Origin of the sequence: Pseudomonas cucumis, assembly GCF_030687935.1 — a bacterium.
GTDB lineage: Bacteria > Pseudomonadota > Gammaproteobacteria > Pseudomonadales > Pseudomonadaceae > Aquipseudomonas > Aquipseudomonas cucumis.
On record NZ_CP117454.1, the window covers coordinates 2339663 to 2361298 of the forward strand.

19 protein-coding genes are annotated in these 21636 nt (G+C 51.5%); 15 read left to right on the forward strand and 4 right to left on the reverse strand.

The window, feature by feature from the left end; translation table 11 throughout:
* Positions 1-622 precede the first annotated feature (622 nt).
* Positions 623-1669, forward strand: a complete 1047-nt coding sequence (locus PSH97_RS10730) for a glycoside hydrolase family 99-like domain-containing protein (protein ID WP_305449141.1) — start codon at positions 623-625, stop codon at positions 1667-1669.
* Positions 1670-2002: 333 nt separating this feature from the next.
* Here PSH97_RS10730 and PSH97_RS10735 read toward each other — a convergent pair whose 3' ends face one another.
* On the reverse strand, positions 2003-3142 hold the full coding sequence (locus tag PSH97_RS10735; RefSeq protein ID WP_305449142.1) for a UDP-N-acetylmuramate dehydrogenase: 1140 nt from the start codon (positions 3140-3142) through the stop codon (positions 2003-2005).
* A 1002-nt stretch (positions 3143-4144) separates the two neighbouring features.
* Here PSH97_RS10735 and PSH97_RS10740 point away from each other — a divergent pair.
* Entirely contained in the window at positions 4145-4981 is an 837-nt protein-coding gene (locus PSH97_RS10740) for an undecaprenyl-diphosphate phosphatase (protein ID WP_305449143.1), read from the forward strand.
* Between the two features lie 65 nt (positions 4982-5046).
* Here PSH97_RS10740 and rfaH read toward each other — a convergent pair whose 3' ends face one another.
* The 3 genes from rfaH to galU form a co-directional block, all read right to left on the reverse strand.
* On the reverse strand, positions 5047-5553 hold the full coding sequence (gene rfaH, locus PSH97_RS10745) for a transcription/translation regulatory transformer protein RfaH (RefSeq protein ID WP_305449144.1): 507 nt from the start codon (positions 5551-5553) through the stop codon (positions 5047-5049).
* The gene (locus tag PSH97_RS10750) at positions 5550-5981 is read right to left on the reverse strand and encodes a phosphohexomutase domain-containing protein (protein WP_305449145.1); all 432 of its coding nucleotides are present in this window, start codon (positions 5979-5981) and stop codon (positions 5550-5552) included. The genes rfaH and PSH97_RS10750 overlap by 4 nt, the downstream gene beginning before the upstream one ends.
* Before the next feature lie 76 nt (positions 5982-6057).
* Positions 6058-6891, reverse strand: a complete 834-nt coding sequence (gene galU / locus PSH97_RS10755) for a UTP--glucose-1-phosphate uridylyltransferase GalU (protein WP_305449146.1) — start codon at positions 6889-6891, stop codon at positions 6058-6060.
* A gap of 653 nt (positions 6892-7544) precedes the next feature.
* Between galU and PSH97_RS10760 the strand changes: the two genes are divergently transcribed.
* The 13 genes from PSH97_RS10760 to PSH97_RS10820 all read left to right on the forward strand — a co-directional run bounded on the left by PSH97_RS10760 (position 7545) and on the right by PSH97_RS10820 (position 21634).
* Positions 7545-7985 carry a low molecular weight protein-tyrosine-phosphatase gene (locus tag PSH97_RS10760; RefSeq protein ID WP_238542604.1) on the forward strand — a complete coding sequence of 147 codons (441 nt, stop codon included), beginning with the start codon at positions 7545-7547 and terminating at the stop codon, positions 7983-7985.
* Positions 7986-8030: 45 nt separating this feature from the next.
* Positions 8031-10259: a polysaccharide biosynthesis tyrosine autokinase gene (locus PSH97_RS10765; RefSeq protein WP_305449147.1), complete on the forward strand. Its 2229-nt coding sequence runs from the start codon at positions 8031-8033 to the stop codon at positions 10257-10259.
* A gap of 124 nt (positions 10260-10383) precedes the next feature.
* Complete coding sequence (locus PSH97_RS10770; RefSeq protein ID WP_305449148.1) at positions 10384-11769, forward strand: flippase; 1386 nt, start codon at positions 10384-10386, stop codon at positions 11767-11769.
* A gap of 346 nt (positions 11770-12115) precedes the next feature.
* On the forward strand, positions 12116-13249 hold the full coding sequence (locus PSH97_RS10775; protein WP_305449149.1) for a polysaccharide pyruvyl transferase family protein: 1134 nt from the start codon (positions 12116-12118) through the stop codon (positions 13247-13249).
* Positions 13250-13558: 309 nt separating this feature from the next.
* Positions 13559-14653 (forward strand): glycosyltransferase family 4 protein, encoded by a 1095-nt coding sequence (locus tag PSH97_RS10780; protein WP_305449150.1) that lies wholly within the window; start codon positions 13559-13561, stop codon positions 14651-14653.
* Positions 14643-15767 carry a DUF1972 domain-containing protein gene (locus PSH97_RS10785; RefSeq protein WP_305449151.1) on the forward strand — a complete coding sequence of 375 codons (1125 nt, stop codon included), beginning with the start codon at positions 14643-14645 and terminating at the stop codon, positions 15765-15767. Before PSH97_RS10780 ends, PSH97_RS10785 begins: the two co-directional genes overlap by 11 nt.
* A 2-nt stretch (positions 15768-15769) precedes the next feature.
* Positions 15770-16840, forward strand: a complete 1071-nt coding sequence (gene rfbB / locus PSH97_RS10790; protein ID WP_305449152.1) for a dTDP-glucose 4,6-dehydratase — start codon at positions 15770-15772, stop codon at positions 16838-16840.
* 43 nt (positions 16841-16883) lie between these two features.
* Positions 16884-17762, forward strand: a complete 879-nt coding sequence (gene rfbA, locus PSH97_RS10795; RefSeq protein ID WP_305449153.1) for a glucose-1-phosphate thymidylyltransferase RfbA — start codon at positions 16884-16886, stop codon at positions 17760-17762.
* Entirely contained in the window at positions 17759-18298 is a 540-nt protein-coding gene (gene rfbC / locus PSH97_RS10800) for a dTDP-4-dehydrorhamnose 3,5-epimerase (RefSeq protein ID WP_305449154.1), read from the forward strand. Before rfbA ends, rfbC begins: the two co-directional genes overlap by 4 nt.
* A 425-nt stretch (positions 18299-18723) precedes the next feature.
* Positions 18724-18996, forward strand: coding sequence for a hypothetical protein (locus PSH97_RS10805; protein WP_305449155.1), 273 nt, complete (start codon positions 18724-18726; stop codon positions 18994-18996).
* Between the two features lie 87 nt (positions 18997-19083).
* Positions 19084-20196 (forward strand): polysaccharide export protein, encoded by a 1113-nt coding sequence (locus PSH97_RS10810; protein WP_305449156.1) that lies wholly within the window; start codon positions 19084-19086, stop codon positions 20194-20196.
* Positions 20197-20210: 14 nt separating this feature from the next.
* Positions 20211-20870, forward strand: coding sequence for a YjbF family lipoprotein (locus PSH97_RS10815; RefSeq protein WP_305449157.1), 660 nt, complete (start codon positions 20211-20213; stop codon positions 20868-20870).
* Positions 20867-21634: a capsule biosynthesis GfcC family protein gene (locus PSH97_RS10820; RefSeq protein ID WP_305449158.1), complete on the forward strand. Its 768-nt coding sequence runs from the start codon at positions 20867-20869 to the stop codon at positions 21632-21634. Before PSH97_RS10815 ends, PSH97_RS10820 begins: the two co-directional genes overlap by 4 nt.
* Positions 21635-21636: the final 2 nt, after the last annotated feature.

The window sequence follows — 21636 nt, forward strand, 5'->3', positions numbered from 1 at the left end:
TCCAGTACATTAAACGATAACCTTTGACATCGCGCTCCCCATCTGCCTCAGCATGATTTGAAATGGAGTGGAAAACCACCATCAGTTGAATCACATAAATTCGCATAAAAAAATTCAGATACATTGCATTTTTTAGCATAAAAACACGCTTATCGCGAGCGCGCGTATGCGACTAAAAATAACATCGCCATGTTGAAATCGGCCATTCTCTTCCTGCGATGGTTTTGTAAATGACATTTTACGAAGAGGTGTGTGAGTCGCCCTGCTTTAGCCGAGTCTTTGCTGTAAAAACCGTATGCTGGAAAATAACAATCGTTAGTCCTTACAGATTTTTTGACTATCCGTATTGATACTGCTTCATACTTAGCCTTTTGATCAAGGCACGAAAGATGGCTCAGCAACTGGTTACTTGGGTGCCAAGCTCAACTGTCGTTGCAAATCGACTATAGGGCATCACAAAGTTAATTATTTACAGCAGCATCATCAAGAAACCCCATTTGAGCCCTGCATTATTTTCTTGGTTTAATATGAAAAATGTTAGTATTTGTCTGCGTTTGCAGGTGGTGCCGGCTTGATTATTTTGTCAGGATTCTGATAAGTAATTATTTTTATAGGGCTCGTGATGAAGTGTTTCACCCTGACAATATCTTTTTGCTTGACGTTATTCGTCAAGGGCGCTTGGGCGACTGACGTAGGTGTTTTCTACTACCCTGGATGGAGCAAGCCGAACATCGATTCTTGGGCTAAAATTAAACCTTACCCGGACAGGGAACCATTATTGGGGTGGTATAAGGAAGGAACTGACACATATACCAAAACGTATACTGCATGGATGAAGGAATATGGAGTTGATTATGTAATTTATGACTGGTATTGGGAAAAAAATGGCGGGGTAAAAGATACAACTTATGCTGTTGACTCGTTTATAAAGAATTCGAACTCATCCTCCATTGGGTTCTCCTTGCTCTGGGCTAACCACTCCGGTACACCAGTAAGTTACCAGCAGTTCGATGAAATCGTAAACTACTGGATCACCCATTATTTTGGTAACGAGCGGTACAAAAAAATCAATGGCAAACCGGTGGTTTTTGTATTTTCTCACGATCGACTGAGCGCTGACGCGAAAACGTTTGGTGCGACACCTAAAGAGTTGCTTGAGCGCGCCCGTGTGGCAGCGGTAAAAGCTGGATACAAAGGTATATACTTTATAGGCTCGGCATCAGCAGATAAAAAATTTTTGGACTTCTCAGACTTAGAAAGTACATATGATGCCTTGTCGGCTTACAATTACCACCTCGGATTCGCTGAAAAAAAATCTACCAGGAAGCTATCTATTAGCTATCCGGATCTTGCCGCGGGTTATGCTCAATCATGGAAGTGGATTATCAAAAACAGTAATATTCCCTACATCTTGCCATTAACTTCAGGTTGGGATCGATCCCCTTGGGGTGGCAGCGTCGATCCAAACCATGACAATTCCGTAAGTACACCAGAGAAGTTTTATGAGCACTTACAAAAGGCCAAGGCCATTTTAAATAGATATCCCAATAAAACACTAAACTCAGTTGTTATTTGCTGCTGGAATGAGTATGGGGAGGGGTCATATATAGAGCCAACAAAACAACATAAATTTAAATATCTGGAAGGAGTCCAGAAATACCTAAAATAGATAGATGTTATTATAGTTGTCGCAGTGCTCTAATTGGCGGATAGGCGACACGTTTAGCTTTTGTTCTGAGCTTTCTTAGTTTGTTTGAGTAAAGAATTGCTTGATGGTATTCATAGCAAAAATATCAAATCAGGATATCAGTGTCTGTCTGCATAGAATGAAGCCGGACTTGAATGGCCCGGCCTTTAACTCATTTTAGTCCTGTCGCCATCACAATGCTGTAGTTATATGATGTACAGGCTTTCTTGATATATTCATACAATAAACACTGGGTCGGATCTCTCTGGCGCCCCTTGCCTATCCACCCTGGCAACTTCTGTTTTTACCATGCAGCTATTTGTGATTAAATTTAGCTTTTGATGATAGGTAACTAATTATTTTTTCGTGATTAGACTTAAATCCATTATCTACGCGATACGCAGGCCCAATAATCATTTCATTTTCTATGCTGAATCGATCGCCCAGCCGTTTCTCAAATTCCATAATATATTTGAGGTGCGATTCAACTGGAGTTTTTCCGTCGTTAATTAGTATGTTTAAGCTTTTATTGGAAGGTGTGTACTGGGTGTGTTTGAATCTATCAAGAAACAAATTATTCATTGCCGTATTTCTAGGCTTCTTTCTATTGATAAATTTTGCCACTGGGTTTTTGTATAGTAATTTGAATATATAATAAATTACTTTCTCCACTCTTCCTTCATGCTTAAGCAGTGCTCCATAGGGGTCGCCGCTTATAGAAAACATGCTTCCCAGATTAGGATATACAAACTCTTGATACGAGTGGCGAGCAATATGGAAAGTCTCGATATTGTCCGCGATTTTTTTCGCGTTTCCCTTAAGGAATTTAAAACGGGCGCAAAGAATTATAAGATCACGACTCTGAAATAGTGATTTCCGATGACTAAAACCACATTCTTCTTTGGTTAGTGTTATTGCTTTTCCAGTTTCATCTATGCAATCTACCGATATGATGTTCTGAGATATTGCATATCCGTATGCCCCCGCATTCATGCATACTCCGCCGCCGATACTTCCAGGGATTCCTTCTAATCCCTCAAATCCGTTTGCTTCTTCAAGTACAGCAACGCGAACGAAGTCCTGCAAAGAATAGCCACTGTCTACCTCAACTATATCGTCATTCTTGGTTATACAGGTCAGGTTTTTCGTTGACAGAATTACGGAATACTCGATTTGATCGAAAAATAGTACATTTGAGGTAAATCCAATTACTTTGTATGTGATATTGCTTTTAATTAATTTCTCAATTATCTGCTTCATCTTCCCCCGTGTTTGAGGGCAAATGAAAAGCTTTACTGATCCGCCAGACTTAAAATATGTATCATATTTTATATCGTAATTTTCTTTGAACCAAATTTCTTCTTGGGTCAAGAACGTTCTCACGTCAGACAGTTCCTGATCCATTGAATGGACGTCTCTATCTTGGATTTTTTTGATCGATTTTTCCGCGTTCATTTTTTTTCCGAATTAGCATTTGTTAAAGTGAATGTTTATTTTGATGATTTACATGAAGTCCAGTATCGAGCAATAATTTCATCTGCGCTCGACTATTTAAACTCAAATTACAAGACGCTCACTCAATCATTATGCTAAATAATCCCCTTTGGCTTTTAGAACCAAACCATTAAGCTAGAAATCCGACGCTTCGTTGCTCGATTGCGTCGACTCATGGTCTGCTAGCTACATCATATGGGCAGCACATGCAAAGGCGCACGAATGTTAAAAAAAGCCTACATTCTTCATAATTAACAACGACTCTGATCTTGAAAATGGCGCCTTTACGGGAGTAGCGGTTGAAGCTGCCGCTTTCGCGCCGCTTCCCGCCTCCCGATCTCGCTAGCTCAACGCATTATTTATTAACTATATAGTCATATGGCAACTCGAGATCCGACCTACGAATCCAAGATGTGGGTGCAGGACAGTGGGCCGCCCGGCCGAAAAGTGGTGTTGTTCGACTACACCTCCAAGCGCGCGCATGAAGTACCGCTGCGCTCGTGATACACAAGTATCAATTCTGTAAACAATTTTAGTTTCGGGTTTCCATCCGGGCCTCATCAATGCGTCACTCCTTGCGCAAAGCACAACCTCAGAGCGCGTACCGCAGCAGGATCTGGCCCGGTATGACAGGCCTGAAAAATGTTGCTCCACCGCTGCCAAGGCGACGACACACTTGGAGCAGACATTGATGCTTATTATGGCGACGATCGGTAAGACAGCACTCGCTACCGACAAATGACCGGACTGCTGGACGTACTGCTCGAGCCTTGGCCGGTAGCTAACGGCGTAGATTATTTGCAGGATCGCGACGTGACATGGACGTTTTATAACGTTTAGCTCAACCAGGCAGAGAGTGCGCTTTAATCCTCCGTTGGTCCGACGGGTTTAATCGCGATCAGAAATAAACTGCTCGGCATCATCAACAGACCTCTCGGCCGAGAGGGTTTAACGGGGGATTTAATGGACTTCTGGACCACCACGCAGGTATCGATTCTAGGGTTGGTTGAAGGGCTCACAGAGTTTTTGCCCATCTCCAGTACCGGACACCAGATTATTGCCGCGGACTTGCTCGACTTCGGCGGTGAGCGAGCCATGGCGTTCAATATCATCATTCAGTTGGGGGCCATTCTGGCGGTCGTCTGGGAGTTTCGTCGCAAGATTCTGGAGATCACTACCGGTTTGCCTACCCAGCGTAATGCGCAGCGTTTCACTCTGAATTTGTTGATCGGTTTCTTGCCCGCGGTTGTTCTGGGTGTGATGTTCGCCGACAAAATCCATGAGTATCTTTTCAACCCGATCACCGTAGCCGTGGCGCTGGTGATCGGTGGAGTCATCATGTTGTGGGCCGAACAACGTGAGCATGTGGTGGTTATCGATCACGTTGACGAAATGCGCTGGACCGATGCCTTGAAAGTCGGTTGTGCACAGTGCCTGGCGATGATCCCCGGCACTTCGCGCTCGGGATCGACGATTATCGGCGGGTTGCTGTTTGGCCTGTCACGCAAGACGGCTACCGAGTTTTCGTTCTTCCTGGCGATGCCGACGATGGTGGGGGCCGCGGTGTACTCGGGCTACAAGTACCGCGACCTGTTCCAGTCCGCCGACTTGCCGGTGTTTGCCCTGGGGTTTGTAGCCGCGTTCCTCTTTGCGATGATTGCCGTGCGCGGTTTGCTCAAGTTCATCGCCAATCATAGTTATGCAGTGTTTGCCTGGTACCGGATTGCGTTCGGTTTGCTGATTCTGGCGACATGGTTTTTGGGTTGGATCGACTGGAATCATCTCCCAGAGGGGGCGTAGGTTTTTCTGCGCACATAAAAACGCCGCTTGTTGAGCGGCGTTTTTATGTGGACGTGATGGTGGATCTAAATCTTGTTAACGCCCGCCAATGGCAGGCTGATCTGCTGTTCACGCTGCAGGAAATTCATCATCAGCAGCACTCGTTCCTCGCCGTCCATGGCCAGGAATACCGCCTCGAGATCGGAGAACGGGCCTTCAGTGATGCGCACCGTATCTCCGTGCCTCAACAACGTTGTCACAATCGCCTGGCTGTCTCGCTCCTGGAGCTCGTCGATCAGCGCATCGCGGATCGGCAGTGGCTGACCGCCGAACCCGACAACTCGCGAAACGCCACGGGTCGAGCGCAGCGGGCCCCAACTGTCCTGAAGGCTCAGTTGAATAAACAGATAGCCCGGAAACAACGACTCGCTGATCACTCGACGCTGTCCGCGCAAAACGCGCTCACGCCGGTAGGTCGAGCGAAAACAGGCGTAGCCCTGGCGCTGTAAATGCTCTTCGGCGCGTTCATCCTGTTTGGGCTTGCACTGAAGCAGATACCAGGCTTTGGCGGCGTGCTCTGCAATCGCGTTCATGTAAATGCCTCCTGCGCGTCGATCTGCTTCAGCAGTTCGGCGGTTTTGTGCTGCATGAGCGAGCTGTCGCCGCGACTTTCCACGGTCAGGCACGTCACGCCATCATCGTTCAGAAGACGCAAGCTGAGACGCCAGTCGGCAAAGACCAGGTTCAGTCCATCGCTCTCGTCGATGTCGAGGGCGTCGGCGGCGTAGCGCTGCCTGATGCTCGCCAGTAACGCCGGACCATCCTTGACCTGACGGCGGATTTCCCCGGAAGAGGGGAAGGCACCGATGCGCTCCACCAGCAGCACCGGCGGTTTCTGCGCGCGGGGAAAGATCAGCTCCGACGCATAGGCGCGCACGATGAGGTACGCGAGGTTGTTTTTAAGGTCAGCGCCATACGGGCGGCGACTGTCATCTGCCTTGAAACCGCTCAATGTCTTCATAGAGGCTTCGTCCATAGGGTAATAAAGACCAAAAAATCAATTCGATAACGCACACGATTGTCAGGGTTCAGCACCGTCACAAGGTGTTTTGATGCAAGTGCTCGAAGCAGAAATTGGTAGCTTCGATGTAACCTTCGGCGCCGCCGCAATCGAAGCGTCGGCCCTTGAATTGATAAGCCAGAACGCAGCCGTCCTGGGCCTGTTTCATCAACGCGTCGGTAATCTGGATTTCACCGCCCTTGCCAGGTTCGGTGTCAGCGATCAGGTCGAAGATGTCGGGGGTCAGAATGTACCGGCCGATAATGGCCAGGTTGGACGGGGCGTCTTCCGGGCGGGGCTTTTCGACCATGCTGTTAACCCGGTAAATACCCTCGCGAATCAGTTCGCCGGCAATCACTCCGTACTTTTGAGTCTGCTCACGCGGCACTTCCTGGATCGCCACGATCGAGCAGCGGAATTGCTCGTAGAGCTTGAGCATTTGCGCCAGCACGCCATCGCCCTCAAGGTTCAGGCACAGGTCATCGGCCAGCACCACGGCGAATGGCTCATCACCGATCAACGAACGACCGCTGAGAATGGCGTGACCCAGGCCCTTCATTTCTACTTGGCGGGTATAGGAAAAAGTACAGGTATCGATCAGCTCACGAGTGCCTTCCAGGAATCGCTCCTTATCAGTGCCGCGAATCTGGTGTTCGAGCTCGAAGCTGACATCGAAATGATCCTCCAGCGCTCGCTTGCCCCGGCCGGTGACGATGGCCATATGTTGCAGACCGGCGTCGCGCGCTTCCTCGACGGCGTACTGGATCAGCGGCTTATTGACGATCGGCAGCATCTCCTTCGGCATGGCCTTCGTGGCGGGCAAAAAGCGGGTCCCATAGCCGGCAGCGGGGAATAGGCATTTACGAATCATGAAAGCGTCCTTGAAAGTAGACAGGTGGAATGGCTAATGGCAGTAGGAAAGGTTCGACTGGTTGTCGGAACTGGCAACGCTGAAGAGTGCGGGCTCTAAATGGCTCGATCACTCGAGAAAATGTTGGCAACGCTGCATGGGCAGCGAAAGGCCCGTACGCCATGTTTCGCGCAAGGCGGGGGCAGAGAAAATCGGGCGGTCGGTTGGCCGGCGAGCATGCCTGGTTGTTTCACTGCATGCTCCTGACGCAACTCGCTGTAAACAAAGTTATTGCCCAAGGCATCTCTTACCCAACTTCTAACCGAATGTCCGACGCCCTGGCAATGTACTGACGGAACGGCTATATATTAGCCACTCGCTATTTCGGTGTAATTTAGATTGAACGATCGCGGGAAAACGACAATTGTTAGAAATTGTCTGGATAAATTCTCGAACTGTTATTTTCAGTGCTCAAAGAGTGAAATGTTATTTTTTGTCTGAAGAAAAAGTTGGGGGCTGTTCGAACGTCATGGTAATAAATACGCACTGATGGTTTGAAAGTTCCAGCTGCAGTTACTGGGGTTATACATACCCGGATTCATTCGTAGTTTAAAGCTCTTATGTTCGGCAAGTGCTATGTCACCGCCACTGTTGACAAGACGGGGAATGTTATCTTGCTTAAAAGGGTTTTGATTGTCTGCGTCGGCAATATTTGCCGCAGTCCCACCGCGGAGTATCTGCTACGCGGGGCACTCGTTCATTCCGATATCGAGGTCAGCTCGGCTGGCCTCGCTGCCTTGGCGGGCAAACCCATCGAGCCGACGGCACACGCCGTACTCAAGGAACATGGTCATCTGCCCGATGGGCATGAGGCCGTTCAACTCACGTCTCAAGCCGTCAGCGAGGCGGACTTGATTCTGGTGATGGAGCGACGGCATGTCAGCGGGGTACTCAACATTGCCCCTGAAGCGCGAGGCAAAGTGTTGCTGTTGGGCAAATGGCAAGACGATCGCGAAATCAGCGACCCCTACCGTCAAGGCAAACCTGCTTTTGTGCACGCTTATGCGTTGATCGAAGAAGCCGTACTCGCATGGGCACAGCGCCTGGCGCGCTGATGGCCACTCCTTTTTGAATCGTAATACAGGCAAAGAATCCGACTTATGCAGCAAGCACCGGTAGTTAACGTGCGGGACGACGACAATGACGAGATTGATCTTCTCGGCTTGTTTGGAACACTCATCGACCATAAATGGCTGATTGCCGCGGTTACCGGTGCCTTCATGGTGGCTGGGGTCGCGTACGCGGTGCTTGCGACCCCGGTATACCAGGCGAATGCGCTGTTGCAGGTCGAAGCGAAAAAGAACGATTTGTTGGGTTTCTCCGATATCGGCAGCATGCTGGGCAAGGAGTCTCCTTCGGCCACCGAGATCGAGCTGATCCAGTCCCGCTCCGTGATTGGCAAAACCGTCGACAACTTGAAACTTGATATTGTCATACAGCCAAATTACTTTCCGGTGGTCGGTGAGTTCCTCGCGCGTCGATTCCAGAATAATAATCCCGGTGAAATAGCCGACCCCTTGTTGGGGTTGAACAGTTTCGCGTGGGGAGGGGAGTCGCTGAAGATATTTAAACTGGATCTTCCCGACTCACAACTGGGCAAGAAGTTGACCCTGACCGCGGGTGAAAATGGTCATTACACCCTGGTGGACGAAGACGACAACCTATTGGCAGCCAGCCAGGCGGGACAACTTTTTGAACAAAATGGCGTTGCGTTTCAGATAGAGGAAATGCACGCCAATCCTGGAACCCGCTTCAGAATCATCCGAAATTCTCGCCTGACCAGCATCCTCGACTATCAAGAGGATTTGGGTGTTGCCGAGCGCGGAAAAGAGTCGGGCATGATCGGTTTGGCGCTAGAAAGTACAGATCCGAACCAAGCCATTAAAATACTCAATGAAATTGCCGCTATTTATGTGCGACAAAACGTAGAGCGCACTTCAGCTGAGGCAGCGCAGAGCCTGGCGTTTCTAAAAGAGCAACTTCCGGTGGTCAAGAAGGACCTGGAAAAAGCCGGGAATGCCTTGAATGAATACCAGACACGCAGCAAGTCCGTGGACATCACGCTCGAAACCAAAGCCATTCTCGATCAGATTGTCGGGCTTGATACCAGCATCTCCGAGTTGAAGTTGCAGCAAGCCGAGATGGACCGCAAGTTCACCCGCCAACATCCCGCCTATCGTGCATTGTTGACCCAGATTGGTGAGTTGAGCAGCAAGCAGAAAAGTTTGGCGTCCAAGGTGGAGAGCCTTCCCTCCACCCAGCAAGAGCTGCTGAGCCTTACCCGGGATGTAGAAGTCGGTACGGCCATTTATACCCAACTGCTGAACAAGTCTCAGGAGCTGGATGTAATGCGCGCGGGCACCGTCGGTAACGTGCGTCTGATCGACACCGCGGACGTTAATTTTCTCAAACCGGTCAAACCGAAAAAAGCCTTGATTGTATTGATCGCCACCCTTCTTGGCGGGTTCCTGGCGGTGGCCTTGGTGCTGGTACGCAAGGCGCTGAACCGGGGGCTGGAAAGCCCGGAAGCCATTGAGCAACTTGGGTTGCCGGTCTACGCGTCGATTCCTTACAGCACTCTGCAGAAAACCGAAGAAGACAAAGTCTCCCGCGGAAGAGGACGTCCCGGTACAGGTTCTACTTTGTTGGCTGTCAGTCATCCCACCGACCTGGCAGTCGAGGCGTTGCGCAGTTTACGGACCAGTCTGCACTTCGCCATGCACGAGTCTGACAACAACCGCCTGATGATTTCCGGGCCCAGCCCTCAGGTGGGTAAAACGTTTGTGTCGGCCAACCTCGGAGTGGTGATAGCACAAACCGGGTTGCGGGTATTGCTGATTGACGTCGACATGCGCAAGGGCTACCTGCACAAAGTATTGGGTGTTTCTTCGGACAACGGGCTCTCCGATATCCTGGCCCGGCGCTGCGATGTAACCACCGCTATCCATAAGACCCAAATCGACAACTTCGATTTTGTCAGTCGAGGCCAAATCCCGCCCAATCCTTCCGAGTTACTGATGCACGCCAATTTCAGCGCGCTATTGGAGCAGGCGAGTGAGCTCTACGATCTGGTAATTCTCGATACGCCGCCACTACTGGCGGTGACAGACGCGGCAATCGTCGGGCGTTTGTCCGGGACCAACCTGATCGTGGCGCGCTATGGTCTGAACCCGGCGAAAGAAATCGAGTTGACGGTCCGCCGGTTCTCCCAGAATGGCGTGGCCATTAAAGGTGCGATTTTCAATGGCGTGGAGAAAAAAGCCTCCAATAAATATGGCTACAGTGATTATGGTTACTACCACTATGCCTACGCCTCTGACAAAAGTTGATGAGTGTTGAATAAGGTCGCGTCATAAGTTCAGATGTTTGATGGCGTTGCTGTTGTTCTTGAGTTTTTATCGTCTGTTGCTGCGCCGGATCATTAGCCAATAGGCATGATCAAACCGATATTTCATGGAAACACCACGTCCTGAGGAAGATGACGAAAAATCCTGGGGCGGTAGCGTGATTGAGAATGACAGGTCAATGAATAAAACCACAGCGTTCAAGGCTATATCGCTCCTCTGGGTCGGTTCCCTGGCGGGAGCCGGGTTCGCCTTTCTCACTCAGGTATTCCTGGCGAGAAAGTTGGGAAGCAACGATTTCGGTGCTTTTTCGTCGTCACTCACCACCATCACGCTCCTCGCCCCCCTGGCGGGCTTCGGGATATCGCAGTATTGGCTCAAGGCTTTTGGCCAAGAGGGTTGGGCGGCGAAACGCTGGTTGAAACCTTCATTCCAGTTCATCGCGTTAAGTACTTTATCTCTCATCTGCTCCATTGTAGTGTGGGCGCTTTATTCCAGTCATGACCGGTTAACGCAGAACCTGTTGTTGATCCTGTCTCTGTACATACTCGGACAGCTGTCGGTAGAACTGGTGAGCAGCAAGTTTCAGCTTGAAGAAAAATATTTGCACCTAGCGCTTTGGCAGTTTTTCCCGCATTTTCTTCGTTGCTCAATGGTCTTCGTCACGGCGGTCATGAGTGCCACACCGATAGCCGCGGAATACTACGCCACATTTTTCTCGGTGATTGCAGTGGTGTTTTTTTTGTTGGCCATTCCCCAGTTATTGCACATGACAAGTGGAAAGTTGGCCCTGAAAGGCCACGAACTGACCTCTGAATTCGAAGCCCTGTCGGTGAAACCGAGCATGTTAAGCGTTGCCGGCGCCAGTTGGCCGTTCGGTGTCGCAGCGTTCTCTTACCTGATTTATTTTCAAAGCAACATTATCTTGCTCAAACATCTCTCAAGTAATAGCGCCGCCGGTATCTACAGCGTTGCGTTCACCATCATGACCGCCGTGTATTTGTTGCCGAGTGTGATTTATCAGCGGTTCCTGCTGCCCAAGATGCATCGTTGGGCGAACCATGATCGAGAAATGTTTTATCAGATATACCGAAAGGGCAACTGGTTGATGCTGCTGCTTGGAACGCTGGCCATGCTGGTGATTCTGGTCTGTGCGGACTGGGCAGTGCCGCTGCTGTTTGGTGAGGCTTATCGAGACGCTGCGTCGATCTTGAAAATTCTTTCCCTGTCGGCGCCGATCATTTTTCTGGCCTTCAGTGCTGGCGCCACACTGGTGACCCAGGAACACATGAAAGTAAAAGTTAAATACATGGCGATGGTTGCGATAATCAATGTATTGCTCAACCTGGCCTTAATTCCTCGCTTTGACCTGCGTGGCGCCGCGGTAGCGACTGTGGTCAGCAACCTACTGCTATTGTCGTTATATTTTTATGGCGCTCAACGGTTGGTTTTCAAGAACAAAGCTCCGATAGCAGATGCTGCTCCCTATGCCTAAATTATTTAGGATCATCGAAAGTCGGTATTAAAGAAGTTTGCTGAAGCGGAAATAAGAGAAAATTCTTCATGTCCAGGTATTCGCTTCGGGAATTCTCCGACGCGAAAGTAAGCGCCGAAGCGTTAAACAGAGCCCTGGAGGTGGCCATGAAATCACCTTAAGCCTGTACAGACACAACCGGGGTTTTGGTCACAAAATAAAAAATCTGCTGATTATCACCACCGACTTGCGGGCTTCGTTTCCCCAAAACACGGTCTGTGCTTCGTCATGTCGCCCTATTAGTTAAGTGTATACCAGGTTGCCCGGTCAGTAAGTACTCACCCTTAGTCGCAAAGGATTCAGCACCTTGAAAATTGCATTGATTACCATACACCACGCCAACAGTTACGGCGGAACACTACAGGCGCTTGCCAGCCAGAACGTGCTATCGAGATATGGCGACGTCAACATCATTGACTACAAAAGTAAAGAGTTGGAAAGCACGTTAAAACTGATTCGGGTCAATAGTAACCCCCGCAGTATTTTCAGAGCCGGTAAGGACTTCTTTCGAATCATTCCTCGCAGAAGGTTGATCGCGAAGTTCAGAGAGTTTATGCGGGTTCACTACAAATTGACGCCCGCGTGCCAGGATTTGCAAGCGCTTCAAACCTTGTCCAGTGACTTTGATTGTGTGGTGTGTGGCAGCGACCAGATATGGAACCCGATGATTACGGGTGAGCTGGATTTGAACTATATGTTGGCGTTTTCCCGAGCGAAAAAGAAGATTTCGTTTTCATCCAGCGCGGGTTCTTACCATTATTCCGACGAGGAAGAGCTCAAGGTCAGAAAGGCATTGTCGACCTTTGACAGCATTTCCGTGCGGGAAGAGGACACGGCGCGAAACCTGCGCAGAATGCTGGGTAACCAAAAAGTCGATCATACCCTGGATCCTACCTTGATGCTTAACAAGCAGGAATGGATGCAGAGCCTGCAGCTTTCCAGTCAGGCGCCAGGCACCGCTAATAAATACATTCTTGTTTATACCCTGAAGAAAGATGCGCTGATCCGGGAGACCATCAACAGAATAAGGACCGTTTTAGGGCTGCGGGTTGTGGCGATCGATCAGGACCCGTTCCTGGGCTACAAAAGTGATCGGCACATAATGGATGCCAGTCCGGTTGATTATGTTTCGCTATTCGCCAATGCGTCCTTCGTGATCACTAATTCATTCCATGGCACCGCTTTTGCCTTGAACTTCGGTATTCCGTTTGTGACCGCATTGCCGGAAAGCGGATTGAACAGAATCAAAGGGCTTCTGGATAAAGTCGGTTTGACTGATCGTCTGGTGACCCGCTTGAGTGACGTCAACTCGGTCGTCGTAAAACCCATCGATTTCACGCGCAGTCATCAGCAACTGGAGACGCTGAGGCAGGCGACCTGGAATTATCTCGATGGGGCCCTTGCAAGCAAAATAGTAAAAAAGCCAATTGAATTTTCATGATGAACCAGCGTGTCGCTAGCTTGAGATCCTCAAGTATCAATCCGCGTATGTGCTGGTAGTCATTATTGGCATTGCCGTGATGTTCAATAATATTAGCTGTACTGCTTTTGGTCAGTTCGAATATCTCTCTGCGTCTACCGAAAATAGCGATGATTCTGACGTGGGGGGCGCTCTGGTTGCGTTTTTCATGGGTGTGACTTTCTCGAGTCAGACTATTCCCGCACATTCGATCGCCATTTTTTGGGTGTGCCTGGCGCTCACCGAGCGATTCACCACACTCAGTCGCTCACTCATTAAAAGAACTTAAGCATGAACTCAAAAAAGCTGGTTTTCATTCACCTGTTCAACGACAGAAGTGGTAGCCCAAAAGTCTTGTCTCAAGTGGTGAAGGCGGCGGCCAATAACAATATACCCACCGAGGTGATCACCAGTGCTCACGGTGATGGCTTCTTGGCCGGTGTGGCCGATGTGCAGAGCAGGCTTTTTTATAAAAGGTCAGAAAATAAGTTACTAACCCTTGGCTATTATCTGATCTCTCAAGGGTTATTGTTTGTTCAGTGCCTGAAATACAGACGGCAGAATGTGGTGTTTTATGTCAATACCATGATGCCCTTTGGGGCGGCGCTGGCGGGTAAACTGTTAAGGATACCGGTTTATTATCATGTGCATGAAACATCGATAAAACCCAATATTCTGAAGCGGTTTCTCCGGCTGGTCATTGAGAAGACTAGTACGAAGGTGGTCTTCGTCTCAAACTACCTGATGCAGGAGGAAGGTTTTACCAAACTCCCCCAAGTTATTATTCATAATGCGCTGGAGTCCGAGGTTGAAAAGCAGTATCGAGTAAAGGAAGAGACCGGTTTCACTTCTTTGATGATCTGTTCCTTGAAGGCCTACAAGGGAGTTATGGAATTCCTGGCACTGGCGCAGCGCAGCAAGGATGACAAGCACCTGAGCTTCACTCTGGTACTCAACGCCAGCCTGAGTGAAATCGATAGTTTTTTTGCAAGCATCGACATTCCGGGCAATGTGGCAATTTATCCTCGCCAAACGGACCTGTCGGGCTTTTATTCTCGAGCTGATTTGCTTCTGAATCTTTCCCGACCTGATGGCTGGATTGAAACATTCGGTTTGACCATTCTCGAAGGGATGTCCCATGGCTTGCCGGTGATCGTTCCTCCCGTAGGTGGCCCCACCGAGTTAGTACGCAGTGATATCGAAGGTTATTTGATTTCTTCGTACGACATAGAAGAACTTTATAGTGCAGTGAGCAGGATCTCGCTGGATCCGAAGAAATACAAGACGCTGTCTGATAATGCGTTATCCCGTACTCGAGACTTCAGCCTGGAAGTGTTCGAAAGCAAGTTCTCAACATTATTTAACGAGATGCAACATGACACCTAAAAAACTTTATATCCTTGGCATAAGAGGTGTCCCGGCTGAACACGGTGGTTTTGAAACCTTTGCGGAAAAGCTATCGCTTTATTTAACGGCGCACGGCTGGCAGGTGTATGTCTACTGCCAGGAAGAGGGCCTCGGAGAAATAACTTATAGCACTTGGAACGAAGTCAACAGAATTCATATCCCTGTGACCCAGGCGGGTGCGCTGGGGACTGTTGTTTTTGACTGGAAAGCCACGCGTCATGCGGCAGCGCAACAGGGGTTGTTTCTGACCCTGGGTTACAACACCGCCGTGTTCAGTTTGCTGCAAAGGCTCAAAGGCCAGACCAACATCATTAACATGGATGGCATTGAGTGGCGGCGTGACAAATGGGGGACCATTGCCAAGACTTGGTTCTGGCTCAATGAACGGGCCGGCTGCTGGATGGGCAGTCATTTGGTCGCCGACCACCCGAAGATCAAAGATCACTTGGCGACACGGGTTTCCGCGGCCAGGATCACCATGATCCCTTATGGCGGGGATGAGGTCACCGGCGCTGATCCGACGTTACTGGCAACTTATGCCCTGGAACCGGGCCAGTTCTCAGTGATCATTGCCCGGCCCGAGCCCGAAAACTCGTTTCTGGAAATGGTCCGCGCATTCAGTTCCACACTGCGCAATCACAAGCTTGTCGTTCTGGGTAACTTTCAACCGAATAATAATCCGTACCATAAACAGGTCATGGACGCGGCCAGCGCCGAGGTCATCTTTCCCGGAGCGATCTATGAGACTTCCGTCGTGCAGGCGCTGCGCTTTTACTGCCGGTTTTACCTGCATGGGCATCGTGTCGGTGGAACTAATCCATCGTTGGTCGAGGCGCTCGGCGCGGGTTGCGCGGTCATTGCCCACGACAACCCATTCAATCGCTGGGTAACGGAAAGTGGCGCCGCGTACTTCAAGGATGAAGCCGCTTGTAGCGCCTTGTTTACTCAGCTGCTGACGGATGACTCGACGCAACAGCAGATGGAAACGGCCAGTCGTACACGCTTTCATCAGCGTTTTACGTGGAATCAGATCCTGCTTCAGTACGAAGAGTTATTGGCGAAGTGGTATCCCCATCAGTCGGCAAGGAGATGATGATGACGATGCGTATTCTGCTGACCGGCGGAGCCGGCTTTATTGGTTCTGCCGTCGTCAGGCACCTGATTGAAGATACTCAATATAAAGTGGCGAACGTCGATAAGTTAACGTACGCCGGCAATCTGGAATCTTTGGCCGGCGTTGCCGAGTCACCGCGCTATCACTTTTTTAACGTTGATATCTGTGACGCCCAAGCGCTGGATCAAGTATTCGCGACGTTTCAACCGGATGCGGTGATGCACTTGGCCGCCGAGTCGCATGTCGATCGTTCTATCGACGGCCCTGCAGACTTTATCCAGACCAATATTGTCGGGACCTATACCTTACTCGAGGCCGCACGGCGTTATTGGAATGGACTCTCGGCAGAAGTGAAGTGGGCGTTTCGCTTTCACCATATCTCTACCGATGAGGTTTATGGCGACCTGGAAGGGACCGATAGCCTGTTCAGCGAAACCACGCCTTATGCGCCAAGCTCACCCTATTCGGCGTCCAAGGCCTGCTCGGATCATCTGGTTCGAGCCTGGCAACGCACTTATGGTCTACCGGTGCTGGTGACCAATTGTTCGAATAATTACGGTCCTTATCACTTCCCCGAGAAGTTGATTCCCCATGTGATTCTGAATGCCATCCACGGGCGGCCTCTTCCAGTCTACGGCGACGGCTTACAGATTCGCGACTGGCTGTTTGTAGAAGATCATGCGCGTGCCTTATGCGAGGTCGTGTGCCGGGGCAAGGTCGGCGAAACCTACAACATCGGCGGCCATAACGAGAAAACCAATCTTGAGGTCGTGGAAACCTTGTGTGATCTACTCGAAGAGTTGGCGCCCAACAAGCCAGCCGGTGTCGAGTGTTATCGCGATCTGATTACGTTCGTCAAGGATCGGCCGGGGCATGATCTTCGTTACGCCATCGATGCGGGCAAGATCGAGCGTGAACTCGGTTGGCGCCCCCAGGAAACTTTTGAGAGCGGCATACGCAAAACGGTTCAGTGGTATCTGGACCATCAAGGGTGGTGGCAACGCGTCCTTAACGGTCAGTACCGGCCCGAGCGTCTTGGCCAGACCGGCTGAAATATTCAAACCCTGCCTCTATTAATCCGAGGGGAATCCCCACATGAAAGGCATCATTCTGGCGGGAGGCTCCGGCACTCGCTTGCATCCTATTACCCGTGGTGTATCCAAACAGCTGCTGCCGGTCTACGACAAGCCGATGATTTATTATCCGCTGTCGGTATTAATGCTGGCGGGCATTCGCGAGATATTGATTATTTCCACGCCGCAGGACTTGCCCAACTTCCAGAACCTGTTGGGTGATGGCTCTTCTTTCGGCATTGAACTCAGTTATGCCGAACAACCTTCTCCCGATGGCCTGGCCCAGGCCTTTCTGATTGGCGAGGATTTTATCGGCGACAGTAATGTGGCGCTGATTCTGGGCGACAACATCTTTTACGGTTATGGCTTCAGCGCCTTGTTGCGCGAAGCGTCACAACGACAGACCGGTGCCACCGTCTTCGGTTATCGAGTCAGCGACCCGGAGCGTTTTGGCGTTGTCGAGTTCGACGATAACGGCAAGGCGATCTCAATCGAAGAGAAGCCTAAACATCCGAAGTCCGACTATGCCGTCACTGGCTTGTATTTCTACGACAAAGACGTGGTGCGCATTGCAAAGCAAGTCAAACCTTCGATCCGCGGCGAGCTTGAAATCACTGACGTGAACAACGCCTACCTGGAGCGCGGGGACCTGCATGTCAGCGTGCTCGGGCGTGGTTTTGCCTGGCTGGACACCGGGACCCATGACTCATTGATGGAGGCCGGGCATTTCGTCCAGACCATCGAAGCGCGGCAGGGCTTGAAAGTGGCTTGCCTGGAAGAGGTGGCTTACCACCAGGGTTGGTTGTCGGCTGCGCAATTGGATAAACAAGCCACCGCGCTATACAAAACCGGTTACGGCCAATACCTGGCACGGGTGCTGACAACGGAGCCTGTGAAATGAATGTCATCAACACCCGGTTGCCTGGTGTACTGATCATCGAGCCTAAAATCTTCGGCGATGCCCGCGGGTTCTTTCTCGAGAGCTATCACCAGCAGCGTTATCGCGATGCCGGCATCGAGTTGCCTTTCGTCCAGGACAATCACTCGCGCTCGCAATATGGCGTGTTACGTGGTTTGCACTTCCAGCGGACCCGGCCACAGGGCAAGTTGGTGCGGGTCACCCAAGGTGCGGTGTACGACGTAGTTGTGGACATCAATCCCCAATCGCCCACCTGTGGTGAACATGTGGGCGTCAAGTTGACCGCCGACAACCATCTTCAGCTATGGGTGCCGCCGGGTTATGCCCACGGTTTCTGTGTGCTCAGTGATGTCGCCGATTTTCAATACAAATGCACCGATTTTTATTACCCCGAGGACGAGGGTGGTTTGCTCTGGAATGATCCGGAGCTGGACATTGCCTGGCCGTTGGAGTCGCCTCAACTATCGGAAAAAGACTCGCGCAACCCGCGCTTGCGTGCGGTGTTGAATGGAGAATGAAGGATGAATAAAGGACTATAGTTACATTAACTATTTATGACCTGCTGTTATTTAGCCTTGAATGTCCAACCACAATAGGACCTTGCGGGATAAGAAGCCGGGAGAATCCTGACTAATAATAACAATAGGCCCTCAGGGCAAGTGCCTCCTATCCGTAAACATGTATTGAAAATGCCCTGCCATGTGCTGAATATCTTTGAAAATCGCCCTTATTCGTCAATAGGCTCTGTCTGGTTTGGGCGCTTCTTCCAATGATGTGATGAGGTTCGGTATATGGCGTGCAACACCTATAAATGACATGCTCCAAAGGTGGCAATGCGCATGAATTGGCTGTTCAATTGGTCAGTTTTATTCGTTCTGCTGTTCCATTCCTGGTCCCTTAGTATCAAATCTTATAGAGAGTTGATGTCGAGAAGGAGTCTGATATGAAGAAACTACTTACGGCCGGCTTGCTGGCTGTCATGAGTACCGCAGCGTTGGCAGCGGATGAACCGGTGAGCGATGCGGCGAGCGCAAGCGAGCCTCTGTCGTTGAACACCCCGCTGGTCGGGGGTGTGACTGTCGCCGAAACCGTGGTTGTCGGCGCGGCTATTGTCGGCGCTGCTGTGGCCGCTTCAAACTCTGGGGGCAGTTCCAATGGCGGTACCTCTGGAACGGGCGGCACCACCGGTACGGGTGGTACTACTGGTACCAACTAATACCCCGCGAAGTGTGTTGTACAAGATCACTCAGAACTTTCTGGGTGATCTTGTTTTAGACTTGCCCTCGACTAGCGTAGTGCCATTATGATCCGTAGGTTTTCTGTTGTTATGCTGGCAAGTATCAGCTTGTCCGGCTGTATGTTTTCGCCTGGTCAACACATGGACACCAGTCAAATGGTGAGTGACGGCTCTCCGGAGAGTAGCCGGGTGGAACTTATTCCCATCACCCCTAAATTGATTGCCATGGATGCCGCCACACAGGTTCGGGAATCGGTCCCCTCTGCGCTGTTGTCCTATGTTCCAGGCGGTTATCGCGTGGGCGCCAATGACCTGTTGTTTATCACGGTCTGGGATCACCCCGAGTTGACGGCGCCTTCCGGGCCGCAACAGCAACTCGATGCCAACGGTCGTCTGGTACGTCCGGACGGGACGCTGTTTTATCCCTACATCGGTAATATTCCGGCCGCCGGTAAAACCATCGAAGAGTTGCGAGCCTATATCGCCGAGCGCTTGTCGCAATTTGTCGAAAGCCCGCAGGTCGACGTTAGCGTATTGCGCTTCGCCAGCCAGACGGTGGTGATTTCCGGTGCGGTGCTCAAAGCCGGCCAGCAGCCGATCACCACCACCCCGTTGAGTGTGGTCGAGGCCATTGGCGCGGCCGGTGTGGACCCGATGAATGCAGACCTGTCAGGCCTGACGCTGACCCGCGACGGGCGCGAGTACAGGCTGGATCTGGACACGCTCAATCGCCAGGACTCACAGCTGCAGGGCGTCTACCTCAAGGGCGGCGACCGACTTTACCTGCCCTACAATGACCTGAAGCGAATCTACGTCATGGGTGAAGTCAACCAGCCCCGCGCGCTGAGCTTCAAAAGCAAATCGATGAACCTCACCGATGCTCTGGGCACTGTGGGGGGCTTGAACCAGACCACCTCCAATGGCAACGCGGTGTACGTGATTCGCGGCGCGGAAAATCTGGAGACCGAACCGGCTAAGGTCTACCAGCTCGATGCTGAATCCCCTTCGGCCCTGGTGCTGGCCACACGTTTCGACTTGCAACCGCAAGACATCGTCTATGTCGGCCCGGCGGGCGTAACGCGCTGGAACCGTCTGATCAGCCAGCTTCTGCCTACCGCCAGTGTCCTCGGGACCGGTGCCAGCTCAGTTAACGATCTCAGCGAAGCCAACAGCAGATAAGGCTCTATCCCCCCGTGAAAATTTTGCCTACCTGCGCCGGTCTGACGATGGCGCTCTTGCTGTGCGGGTGTAACCCGTTGATGAGGGCCTCCTGGGACACCCTCGAATCCTCCGTCACAGGACCGGCCTCCATCAACTTGACCCGCGCTCAGGTCGACGCCGTGCCGTATCCGCAGATCCTGGTCACCACTACCTCCAGCGAGGGGGTGATGGCCATGGCTCGCCGGCGGGGCGACCTGCAGTTCTGGGTCGCTTCCGGCAAGCAAGTGCTGATGATGCGCGACGGTCTGGTAGTGCGCACCGTCGGGCTGGGCGTTTCTCTGGATGGCACTCGCTTCAATGATGAGTCGCCGTTCAAACGCGGCCTTCAGCATTTACCCAACGGCTATACCAGCACGCGCTGGATCGACATCTACGACGGCAACCGCATCGGTATCGCCGTCAACAGCCGTTTCAGCCTCCACGACATCGAGACCATCCGCATTCTGGACAAGGATTACGCCTTGCTACGCATCGACGAGCAGGTGGATGTACCCACCCTGAATTTTCGCGCTACCAACCGCTACTGGGTCGACCCCCAGGACGGTTTCATCTTGCGTAGCGAGCAGCACCTGACGCCGCAGCTCTTCCTGAGAATCGTGCAGGTACGCCCTGATCGGGGGGCCGCCCGGTGAAGTGTTCGAACCTTGTGTTGCTGGGCTTGTTCTTGCTGGGGCCTGGCGTGGGTCAGGCCGCCGTGACAGTCAGCGGTGATGTGCGCACCCCCGGCCCCGTCGACGTCAAACCCGGTGCACGTTTGATGGACGTCATTCGAGGCGCCCAACCCAATCCCGAAAGTTACTGGCTGGGCGCTGCATGGCTGCACCGCTCATTGGAGGATCAGCAAGCGCGTTTGAAGGCAGGCGTCTTGTTTGATCTGAAACTTCTGCAACGGGGTGCGTTGCTGGATGGCAAGGGTACGCGAGCAGATTTGAGTGCGCGCCTGTATGAGCAGATCGAGCGACTGCCGGTCACCGGGCGCCAGGTTGCAGTGCTCGACCCGATCGCTGTGGAAGTGGGCTTCGCCCGCAACGCGTTGCTGGATGATGGTGACCGTCTTGTTTATCCCGCGCGGCCGTCCACCGTGGAAATCCTCGGGGCAGTTGCGCAGCCCTGTCATGTGCCTTATCGCGCCCTGCAGGAAGTCCGTACCTACGTGCGGGACTGCCCCATTCTCGACGACGCCGAGCGCGATTACCTGTGGCTGATCCAGCCCGACGGCCAGGTCAGGCGCGTGGGTGTGGCGGCATGGAATCGCGAGGATGGCGTCGTAGCTGCCCCCGGCAGCAGGATCCTGGTGCCGATCAGGAGCGACGACCTCGAGACACCGACCCCAGAGCTCAATCAACAACTGGCCGAGTTTCTTGCCACTCAACCCTTGGCTGAGGTGGCCCCTTGAAG

Bases quoted from the DNA above. Each gene is read 5' to 3' on its own strand.
- PSH97_RS10805 (WP_305449155.1), top strand. From the start codon at position 18,724: ATGAAGAAACTACTTACGGCCGGCTTGCTGGCTGTCATGAGTACCGCA.
- PSH97_RS10780 (WP_305449150.1), top strand. From the start codon at position 13,559: ATGAACTCAAAAAAGCTGGTTTTCATTCACCTGTTCAACGACAGAAGT.
- PSH97_RS10740 (WP_305449143.1), top strand. From the start codon at position 4,145: ATGGACTTCTGGACCACCACGCAGGTATCGATTCTAGGGTTGGTTGAA.
- PSH97_RS10785 (WP_305449151.1), top strand. From the start codon at position 14,643: ATGACACCTAAAAAACTTTATATCCTTGGCATAAGAGGTGTCCCGGCT.
- rfbB (WP_305449152.1), top strand. From the start codon at position 15,770: ATGACGATGCGTATTCTGCTGACCGGCGGAGCCGGCTTTATTGGTTCT.
- PSH97_RS10765 (WP_305449147.1), top strand. From the start codon at position 8,031: ATGCAGCAAGCACCGGTAGTTAACGTGCGGGACGACGACAATGACGAG.
- rfaH (WP_305449144.1), bottom strand. From the start codon at position 5,553: ATGAACGCGATTGCAGAGCACGCCGCCAAAGCCTGGTATCTGCTTCAG.
- PSH97_RS10735 (WP_305449142.1), bottom strand. From the start codon at position 3,142: ATGAACGCGGAAAAATCGATCAAAAAAATCCAAGATAGAGACGTCCAT.
- PSH97_RS10810 (WP_305449156.1), top strand. From the start codon at position 19,084: ATGATCCGTAGGTTTTCTGTTGTTATGCTGGCAAGTATCAGCTTGTCC.
- rfbC (WP_305449154.1), top strand. From the start codon at position 17,759: ATGAATGTCATCAACACCCGGTTGCCTGGTGTACTGATCATCGAGCCT.
- rfbA (WP_305449153.1), top strand. From the start codon at position 16,884: ATGAAAGGCATCATTCTGGCGGGAGGCTCCGGCACTCGCTTGCATCCT.
- PSH97_RS10730 (WP_305449141.1), top strand. From the start codon at position 623: ATGAAGTGTTTCACCCTGACAATATCTTTTTGCTTGACGTTATTCGTC.
- PSH97_RS10770 (WP_305449148.1), top strand. From the start codon at position 10,384: ATGGAAACACCACGTCCTGAGGAAGATGACGAAAAATCCTGGGGCGGT.
- PSH97_RS10750 (WP_305449145.1), bottom strand. From the start codon at position 5,981: ATGAAGACATTGAGCGGTTTCAAGGCAGATGACAGTCGCCGCCCGTAT.
- galU (WP_305449146.1), bottom strand. From the start codon at position 6,891: ATGATTCGTAAATGCCTATTCCCCGCTGCCGGCTATGGGACCCGCTTT.